The sequence below is a fragment of the Streptomyces sp. NPDC059142 genome (assembly GCF_042755665.1).
Classification (GTDB): Bacteria; Actinomycetota; Actinomycetes; order Streptomycetales; family Streptomycetaceae; genus Streptomyces.
In genome coordinates this window covers 24,848-33,677 of record NZ_JBHZDA010000079.1, presented here as the reverse complement: position 1 = coordinate 33,677, position 8,830 = coordinate 24,848, and the positions used below count along the sequence as shown (strand labels likewise).

Genomic DNA, 8,830 nt, shown 5'->3' with positions numbered 1-8,830 from the left:
CGCCCCGCGCCGCCGGGGCCCCCCCCCGCGGCGGGGCCGGGCCGGGGGGGCGCCCCCCCGCCCCCCCGGGGTCCCCCCGGCGCCCCCCCCCCCTAGGGGGGCCGCCCCCCGGGGCGCGGCCTGCGGCGCCCGTACGGGGTCGTCCAGGACCGCGCGTACGGCCGCCAGCAGCCGCAGATAGGCGCGGGCCGCGGAGCGCTCGTCCGGGGCGCCGGGGGTACGGGACGTGATGGTGGTCATCGTGGCTTCCTCCCCATGAATCCGTGGATCCGCGGATTCCGGAACTCCCGGAATCCGCAGGACCCTCAAGTCTGATCCATGGGTCTGACAACGCGGCCTCGGCGTGGGGTGGAGGCCCGCCCCACCCCGCCCCGCTCCCGCGCCTTACTCCTCGACGAGCATCCCGGCGCGCAGCCGGGTGATGATCCGGTTGAGCAGCCGCGACACGTGCATCTGCGACACGCCCAGCTCGGCGCCGATCTGCGACTGCGTCATCTCCTGGCCGAACCGCATCGTGACGATGCCGCGTTCCCGCTCGTCGAGCTGTTCCAGCAGCGGGGCCAGGGCGTGCAGGTTCTCGACCTTCTCCATCGCCGGGTCCGCCTCGCCCAGCACATCGGCGAAGGTCCGGCCGCCGCCGGTGGCGCCCTCCTCGTTCGTGGGCATGTCCAGCGAACCGGCCGTGTAGCCGTTGGTCGCGACCAGACCCTCGATGACCTCCTCCTCGGAGAGGCCGAGCAGTTCGGAGAGTTCCTTGACGGTCGGGTCCCGGTCCAGGACCGTCGCCAGGTGCTCCTTGGCCTTGGCCAGCTCGACGCGCAGCTCCTGAAGGCGGCGCGGAACGTGGACGGCCCAGCTCGTGTCCCGGAAGAAACGCTTGATCTCACCGACGATGTAAGGCACCGCGAACGAGGTGAACTCGACCTCACGGGAGAGGTCGAACCGGTCGATCGCCTTGATCAGGCCGATCGTGCCGACCTGGAGGATGTCCTCCATGTCGCCCGCGCCCCGGTTGCGGAAGCGCCCCGCGGCGAACCGCACCAGCGACTGGTTCATCTCGATGAGCGTGTTGCGGGCGTACTGGTATTCGGGCGTGCCCTCCTCCAGGACCTGGAGCTGGTCGAAGAAGAGCTTCGACAGCGCTCGCGCGTCCCGAGGAGCGATCTTGGCAGGGTCCTCGATACGGGGCAGCTCACCGGCTGTTCCGGGTGCCACGGCTCCGGCCGCCAGGACGTCCGCCATCTGCTCCGCCTCGGCGGCATTCACAGTTCTGGTCGTCATGACACTCACCCTCCAATGCAGCGGACCGTACAAGTTCGCCTCCTGCCCCGGGTTTCGGGACTCACTCCTCATTCTGTCAAGAGTTTTTGAAATGCCCTCGGAACACCGGTGACCCCCGGCCGTCAGCCCCCGTCGCCGGCGCCCTGCCCGGGGAGCGCGGCCAGGTACGCCACCGTCTCCGGGTCCGCCGGGACGAATGTCTCGATGGCCAGTTCGGCGACGGTCACGTCCATCGGCGTGTTGAACGTGGAGATGGACGAGACGAAGGAGAGCGTCCGCCCGTCGTGCTCGATCACCATCGGCAGCGCGAGCAGCGGTACGGCCGCCGGGGCTTCCGCCGCCGCGGGCTCCGCCCCGGCCACGGGCTCCGCACGGGGCTCCGGCGGCGGATAGGCGGCCACCTCCTCGTACAGCTCCCGCAGCGCCGGGGAGCGGTTCAGCGCGAGCTGACGGCCCATCTGGTCCAGGAGGTGGCGGCGCCACTCGGGCAGATTACGGATCCGGGGGGCCAGCCCCTCCGGATGGAGGGTGAGCCGCATGGCGTTCAGCGGCGGGGCGAGCAGCTTCCGGTCCACCCCGTCCAGCAGCATCGCGATGCCCCGGTTCGCGGCCACCACCGTGTACGTCCCGTCCACCACCAGCGCCGGGTACGGCTCGTACCCCCGCAGCAGCCGCGTCAGCCCCTCGCGCAGCGCGTCCAGGGCCGGGTCGTCCAGCGCGGTCTCCGTGAAGCGGGGCGCGTACCCCGCCGCCAGCAGCAGGGCGTTGCGCTCCCGCACCGGCACGTCGAGACGGTCGGCGAGCCGCAGCACCATCTCCTCGCTCGGGCGGGCCCGGCCCGTCTCCACGAAGCTGATGTGGCGGGCGGAGGAGTCCGCGCGCAGCGCCAGTTCGAGCTGGCTGAGCCGCCGCCGGGTGCGCCAGCCGCGCAGCAGCGGGCCGACCGAGGGACCGGGGGAGGAGGGGGACGTCGTACCGTCCGCTGTCATCGCGCGCGCCGCCATACGAGGACCGTAGTACAGCCGTATTCTCGGCCGCGTCGCCCCGACCGTCTCCCGCCCCCGAGGAGCCCCGCCATGGCCACCGAACCCCTGACGCAGGACGAGATCGAGAACCGGCTGCGGGAGCTGCCCGGCTGGAGTCTGGAGGACGGGCGCCTCACCCGGACGTACCGGCTCCCCTCGCACCGCGCCGCCGCCGCGCTGGTCGCCCATGTCGCCGCGGTCCAGGACGAGCTGAACCACCACTCCGACCTGACCCTGGGCTACAACACGGTCGCCCTGGCCGTGCGGACGCACGACGCGGGCGGCGCCGTCACCGCGAAGGACGTCGAACTGGCCCACCGCGTCGCGGAGCTGGCCCCGGCGCACGGCGCCCGCTGACCGGGCGGACGCCTACGCTGGGCCCCATGGACGTACTGGCAGGGCTGCTCGACGGTCCTCGGGCCCGGGGGGCCTTTCTGCTGCGCATGGTGATGGAACCGCCGTGGTCCGTCCGGATCGAGGACCGCGCGCCGCTCTCTCTGATGTGCGTCACCAGCGGCGGGATGTGGATCGTCCCGGACGGCGGCGGCGACCCCGTCGAACTGCGCGCCGGCGACATCGCCATCAGCCGCGGCCCCGTCCCGTACACCGCCGCCGACCGGCCGGGCACGGCGCCCCGCGCGGTCATCGGCCCCGGCGGCGTCTGCCGCACGCTGGAGGGCGAACCGCTCGCCGAGTCCCTGCGGCTGGGCGTACGGACCTGGGGCAACGCTTCCGACGGCGCCACGACCGTGCTCATCGGGACGTACCGGATGGACGGCGAGGTGAGCCGGCGCCTGCTGGACGCGCTGCCTCCGCTCGTACGGCTGCCCGCCGACGCGTGGAGCTGTCCGCTGACGCCTCTCATCGAGGAGGAGATCTCCCGGGACGGACCGGGCCAGAGCGTGGTCCTCGACCGGATCCTCGATCTGCTGCTGATCGCCGCGCTCAGGGAGTGGTTCGCCCGCCCGGGGGCCGAGGCGCCCGGCTGGTACGGCGCGCTCGCCGACCCGGTGGTCGGCCGGGCCCTGCGGCTGATCCAGGGCGAACCGGCCAGGCCGTGGACGGTCGCCTCGCTCGCGGGCGCGTGCGGTGTCTCACGCGCCGGGCTGGCCCGGCGCTTCACCGAACTGGTGGGGGAGCCCCCGATGGCGTACCTCACCGGCTGGCGGCTCGCGACCGCCGCCGATCTGCTGCGCGGCACGGACGACACCGTCGAGGCGGTGGCCAGGAAGGTCGGCTACAGCGGCTCGTTCGCGCTGAGCGCCGCCTTCAAGCGCGTCAGGGGCGTCAGCCCGCAGGAGTTCCGCAGGAATGTGGCCCCGGACGTCTCGCGGTCCCTGCTCTCGGGCTGACCGCGAACGTACGTCCGTACGGCCACGAGGGCCGCGCACGGCCCCTGCCGTACGGACGCACGGACGGCGCGGCGGGTCAGTTGACCTCCGCCGGGTGGCTGCCGAGGCGCTTGCCCTCGTCCAGCGCCGCGAACGCCGCCAGGTCGTCGGCGTCCAGCTCGAAGCCGAACACGTCGATGTTCTCCTGGATCCGCGACGGCGTCACGGACTTGGGGATCACCACGTTCCCGAGCTGGAGGTGCCAGCGCAGCACGACCTGGGCCGGGGTCCGCTCGTGCTTGCGCGCGATCGCCACCACCGTCGGGACCTCCAGCAGCCCCTTGCCCTGGCCCAGCGGCGACCACGCCTCGGTGAGGATGGACCGCTCGGCGTGGAACGCGCGGGACTCGGCCTGCTGGAGCTGCGGGTGCAGCTCGATCTGGTTGACCGCGGGGACCACGGAGGTCTCGCCGGCCAGCCGCTCCAGGTGCTCGGGCAGGAAGTTCGAGACACCGATGGCCCTGGCGCGCCCGTCGGCGAGGATTTTCTCGAACGCCTTGTACGTGTCGACGTACTTGTCGACGGCCGGGGTCGGCCAGTGGATCAGATACAGGTCGACGTGGTCGAGGCCGAGCTTGCCGAGGGACACGTCGAACGCGCGCAGCGTCGTGTCGTACCCCTGGTCGCCGTTCCACAGCTTCGTGGTGACGAAGAGGTCCTCACGGGCGATGCCCGCGGTGGCGAGGGCCTTGCCGGTGCCCTCCTCGTTGCCGTAGATGGCGGCGGTGTCGATGCTGCGGTAGCCGGCCTCCAGAGCGGTCGTCACGGCCTGCGTCGCCTCGTCGTCCGGCACCTGCCAGACGCCGAAGCCGAGCTGGGGCATCTCGATGCCGTTGTTGAGAGTGAGGGTGGGGACCTTGCTCACGGGCGGTCGATCCTAACGTCGTCGGTTCGCTACTCGGTTCTCCAACGATCTCAGAGCCGGGCGGATTCCCGTCCCCCGGGACCGCCGGTCCTTCGAGAACAGGGTCTCAACGGTAGAGCGCCGCGACCTCGACCGCATAGGCGGCCTCGATCGCCTTCCGTTTGAGCTTCAGCGACGGCGTCAGCAGCCCCTCCGCCTCGCTGAAGGGATGGGCCAGGATCCGGAACGTACGGATCGACTCGGCCTGCGAGACCGCCGTGTTCGCGGCCACCACGGCACGCCGGATCTCCGACTCCAGATCGGGGTCCCGTACCAGCTCCGCGGCCTTGAGCGGCGGTTTGCGCCGGATGGCGAGCCAGTGGTCGACGGCCTCCTGGTCCACGGTCACCAGCGCGGCGACGTACGGCCGGTCGTTGCCGACCACGATGCACTGCGCGATCAGCGGATGCTCCCGCACCCGCTCCTCCAGCACCACCGGCGAGACGCTCTTGCCGCCCGAGGTGACCAGGATCTCCTTCTTCCGCCCGGTGATGGTCAGATAGCCGTCCTCGTCCAGCGACCCCAGGTCCCCGGTGGCCAGCCACCCCTCGGTGAGGACGGCGCCGGTGGCCTTCGGGTCGCCCAGGTAGCCCGCGAAGACATGGCCGCCGCGCAGCCAGACCTCGCCGTCCTCCGCGATGTGCACGGAGGTGCCGGGGATCGGCTGCCCGACCGTCCCGTACCGGGTGCGCTCGGGCGGGTTGGCGGTGGCCGCCGCGCAGGACTCCGTCAGCCCGTACCCCTCGTAGACGCGGACGCCCGCGCCCGCGAAGAACAGCCCGAGCCGCCGGTCCATCGCGGAACCGCCCGACATGGCGTGCCGGACCCGCCCGCCCATCGCCTCGCGTATCCGCCCGTACACCGCCCGGTCGAAGAACTGGTGCTGCATCCGCAGCGCCGCGGAGGGGCCAGGACCGAGGTCGAAGGCGCGCTGCTCCAGCGCCTCCGCGTACCGCACCGCCACCTCGACGGCCTTGTCGAAGGCGCCGGCCCGGTCCTCGGTCTCCGCCTTGCGCCGCGCCGCGTGGTAGACCTTCTCGAAGATGTACGGGACGGCCAGGATGAACGTCGGCCGGAACGCGGCCAGATCGGGCAGCAGCGCGCTCGCCTGGAGCACCGGCTGGTGGCCGAGCTTGACCCGGCCCCGGACCGCCGCGATCTCGATCATCCGGCCGAAGACGTGCGAGAGCGGCAGGAAGAGCAGCGTCGACGCCTCGGCGTCCGACCGGTCGCGGAAGACCGGCTCCCAGCGGGCCAGGACGGTGTCCGCCTCGAACATGAGGTTCGCGTGCGTGATCACACACCCCTTGGGGCGCCCGGTGGTGCCCGACGTGTAGATCACCGTGGCCACCGAGTCGGGGGTGACGGCCGTACGGTGCCGGTGCACCACCTCGTCGTCGACCGCCGCGCCCGCCGCGTACAGCTCCTCCACGGCGCCCGCGTCGAGCTGCCAGAGCCGTCCGAGCCGGGGCAGCCGGCCGATGACCGACCCCACGGTCATCGCGTGGTCCTCGTCCTCGACCACGCACGCCGAGACCTCGGCGTCGTGCATCATCCAGTAGATCTGCTCGGCGGAGGACGTGGGGTACAGCGGTACGGGCTGGGCGCCGACCGACCAGAGCGCGAAGTCGAAGAGCGTCCACTCGTAGCGGGTACGGGACATGATCGCGACGCGGTCCCCGAACCGCACCCCCTGGGCCAGCAGCCCCCGCGCCAGAGCCAGCACCTCGTCACGGAAGACCGCCGAGGTCACGTCGTACCAGCGGCCCTCGGCGTCCTTGCGGCCGAGGGCGACCCGCTCGGGGTCGTCCAGGGCATGGTCGAACACGGCGTCCGCGAGCCCACCGACGTGGGGCGCGGCCGTCAGAGGAGGGACGGTGAACTCGCGCAATGACCTGGCTCCTTGGTGGCGCTCCGCACAGCGCGGTGACCGTACCCCACGGCCGGAGCAGCACGGAGGCGGCGCGCGCAACCTGGGACACAGGGCATCGCCGCAGGTCAGAGCGGGACAGTGGCGGTGAAGAGGCGGGTGGCCGCCCCGTTACTACCCCGGCGCGAGCAGACGGCGCGGCAATCTCCACCGAATCCGTACGCCGTGCTCACCGGCGCTCTACCGCAGCGCGATTCCTGGTACGTACCTGTACGTAGCCGGGGGTCAGCCGTCGGAGGGCGGCCGGTGCAGCCGGTCGCCGCCCGCCAGGATCGCCGCGGCCAGCGCGTCGGCCGCCTCCCGTGTCGCCGCGTTCCCCCGCCCCCGGGCCCCGTCCAGCAGCACGAACTCGACCCCGCCCAGTTCGGGCAGGTCCGCCCGCGCCGGAACCTGCGTCAGCCCCGGCGGGATCAGCCCGCGCGTGTGGGCCATCACGCCGAGCCCCGCGCGGGCCGCCGCTATGAGCCCGCTCAGGCTGGCGCTCGTACACGCGACACGCCACCGCCTGCCGTGCGCCTCCAGCACCTCCAGCGCCCGCGCGCGGGTGATGCCGGGCGGCGGGAAGACGATCAGCGGCACCGGACGGTCGGGGTCGAGCCGCAGCCGCGGCGCCCCGATCCACACCAGGGTGGAGCGCCAGACCGGGCGGCCGTGGGTGTCGCCGGGCCGCCGCTTCGCCAGCACCAGATCGAGCCCGCCGGCGGCGAGCTGTTCGTGCAGGATGCCCGAGAGCCCGACCGTCAGCTCCAGATCGACCTCGGGGTGGTCACGCCGGAAGGACTCCAGGATCTCGGGCAGCCGGGTGAGGACGAAGTCCTCCGACGCGCCGAACCGCAGCCGCCCGCGCAGCCGGGTCCCGGTGAAGAAGGCCGCGGCCCGGTCGTGCGCCGCGAGGATCGTCCCGGCGAAGCCGAGCATGGCCTCGCCGTCCTCCGTCAGCTCCACGCTGTGGGTGTCCCGGGTGAACAGCGGCCGGCCGGTGGCGTCCTCCAGCCGCCGGACGTGCTGGCTCACCGTGGACTGGCGCACCCCCAGCCGCCGCGCGGCCTGGGTGAAGCTGAGCGTCTGCGCGACGGCGAGGAAGGTGCGGAGCTGTCCGGGGTCGTACATCCCTCCACGGTACGGGGTCATCACAAAGTGCGATGACAGTCAGAGCGGCATGCGGGATTCCCGATCGGCCCCGGAGCGAGCACCATGGGGAGGCACGATCCGTACCGACCCGCGAGACCGCCAGTAGTGGAGCACATGAACCGCCGCACCGCCCCGGGCATCCTGTCCCGGCTGCCCGTCGACCCGTACGTCCTGGCCCTTCTCGCGACCGTCGGCCTCGCCGCGCTCCTGCCGGTCTCCGGCACCGCGGCGCGCTTCGCGGGCGGCGCCTCCACCGGCGCGGTGGGGCTGCTGTTCTTCCTCTACGGAGCCCGGCTCTCCACCCGCGAGGTGGCCGACGGGGTACGGCACTGGCGCCTCCATGTGACCGTCCTCGCCTGTACGTTCGTCCTCTTCCCGCTGCTGGGGCTGGCGGCGCGCGGGCTGGTGCCGTTCGTCCTCAGCCCGCAGCTCTACAGCGGGCTGCTCTTCCTCTGCCTGGTGCCGTCGACGGTCCAGTCGTCCATCGCCTTCACCTCGATCGCCCGAGGCAACGTCCCCGCCGCGATCTGCGCGGGCTCCTTCTCCAGCCTCGTCGGCATCGTGATCACCCCGCTGCTGGCGGCGCTGCTGATCGGCGGCGGGATGACGGGCTTCTCCGCGGACTCCCTGTTCAAGATCGTCGCCCAGCTCCTGCTGCCGTTCCTGGCCGGTCAGCTCCTGCGCCGCTGGGTAAGCGGCTTCCTGGGCCGCCACAAGAAGGTGCTGGGCCTGGTCGACCGGGGGTCGGTGCTGCTGGTCGTCTACACGGCGTTCAGCGAGGGCATGGTGTCCGGCATCTGGCACCAGGTGACCCCGGCCCGGCTGGGGGCGCTGGTGGCCGTGGAGGCGGTGCTGCTCGCGGTGATGCTGGCGGTGAGCTGGTACGGGTCGAAGCGGCTCGGCTTCGTACGGGGGGACCGGGTGGCGATCCAGTTCGCCGGCTCGAAGAAGAGCCTGGCGGCGGGCCTGCCGATGGCGACGGTCCTGTTCGGGGCGCAGGCGAGCCTGGCGGTGCTGCCGCTGATGCTCTTCCACCAGATGCAGCTCATGGTCTGCGCGGTCCTCGCCAAGCGCCGCGCCGGCGACCCGGAACCGGACCCGACCCCCCTGACCGACACCCCGGCGCAGGCCCCGGAAGAGGCCGTCACAGCAGCGACACGCTGACCCC

8 protein-coding genes and 1 pseudogene are annotated in these 8,830 nt (G+C 72.6%); 3 read left to right on the top strand and 6 right to left on the bottom strand.

The window, feature by feature from the left end; all coding sequences use genetic code 11:
* The 3 genes and pseudogenes from ACFXPK_RS24695 to ACFXPK_RS24685 form a co-directional block, all read right to left on the bottom strand.
* A pseudogene (locus tag ACFXPK_RS24695) lies at nt 1-240 on the bottom strand (hypothetical protein); the annotation flags it as partial.
* 144 nt (nt 241-384) lie between these two features.
* Nucleotides 385-1,242: an RNA polymerase sigma factor SigF gene (locus ACFXPK_RS24690; RefSeq protein ID WP_385004957.1), complete on the bottom strand. Its 858-nt coding sequence runs from the start codon at nt 1,240-1,242 to the stop codon at nt 385-387.
* 161 nt (nt 1,243-1,403) lie between these two features.
* Entirely contained in the window at nt 1,404-2,270 is an 867-nt protein-coding gene (locus ACFXPK_RS24685; RefSeq protein WP_385078670.1) for a helix-turn-helix domain-containing protein, read from the bottom strand.
* 87 nt (nt 2,271-2,357) lie between these two features.
* Between ACFXPK_RS24685 and ACFXPK_RS24680 the strand changes: the two genes are divergently transcribed.
* Nucleotides 2,358-2,663, top strand: a complete 306-nt coding sequence (locus ACFXPK_RS24680) for a 4a-hydroxytetrahydrobiopterin dehydratase (RefSeq protein WP_384996103.1) — start codon at nt 2,358-2,360, stop codon at nt 2,661-2,663.
* 26 nt (nt 2,664-2,689) lie between these two features.
* Nucleotides 2,690-3,658, top strand: coding sequence for an AraC family transcriptional regulator (locus ACFXPK_RS24675; protein WP_385078667.1), 969 nt, complete (start codon nt 2,690-2,692; stop codon nt 3,656-3,658).
* A 76-nt stretch (nt 3,659-3,734) separates the two neighbouring features.
* Here ACFXPK_RS24675 and ACFXPK_RS24670 read toward each other — a convergent pair whose 3' ends face one another.
* The 3 genes from ACFXPK_RS24670 to ACFXPK_RS24660 all read right to left on the bottom strand — a co-directional run bounded on the left by ACFXPK_RS24670 (nt 3,735) and on the right by ACFXPK_RS24660 (nt 7,641).
* Entirely contained in the window at nt 3,735-4,562 is an 828-nt protein-coding gene (locus tag ACFXPK_RS24670; protein ID WP_384996109.1) for an aldo/keto reductase, read from the bottom strand.
* A gap of 106 nt (nt 4,563-4,668) precedes the next feature.
* Complete coding sequence (locus ACFXPK_RS24665; RefSeq protein WP_385078664.1) at nt 4,669-6,492, bottom strand: AMP-dependent synthetase/ligase; 1,824 nt, start codon at nt 6,490-6,492, stop codon at nt 4,669-4,671.
* 264 nt (nt 6,493-6,756) lie between these two features.
* Complete coding sequence (locus tag ACFXPK_RS24660) at nt 6,757-7,641, bottom strand: LysR substrate-binding domain-containing protein (RefSeq protein WP_384996114.1); 885 nt, start codon at nt 7,639-7,641, stop codon at nt 6,757-6,759.
* 135 nt (nt 7,642-7,776) lie between these two features.
* On the opposite strand from ACFXPK_RS24660, the gene ACFXPK_RS24655 reads away from it, so the two are divergent.
* Nucleotides 7,777-8,826 (top strand): bile acid:sodium symporter family protein, encoded by a 1,050-nt coding sequence (locus tag ACFXPK_RS24655; RefSeq protein ID WP_385078661.1) that lies wholly within the window; start codon nt 7,777-7,779, stop codon nt 8,824-8,826.
* Nucleotides 8,827-8,830 lie beyond the last annotated feature (4 nt).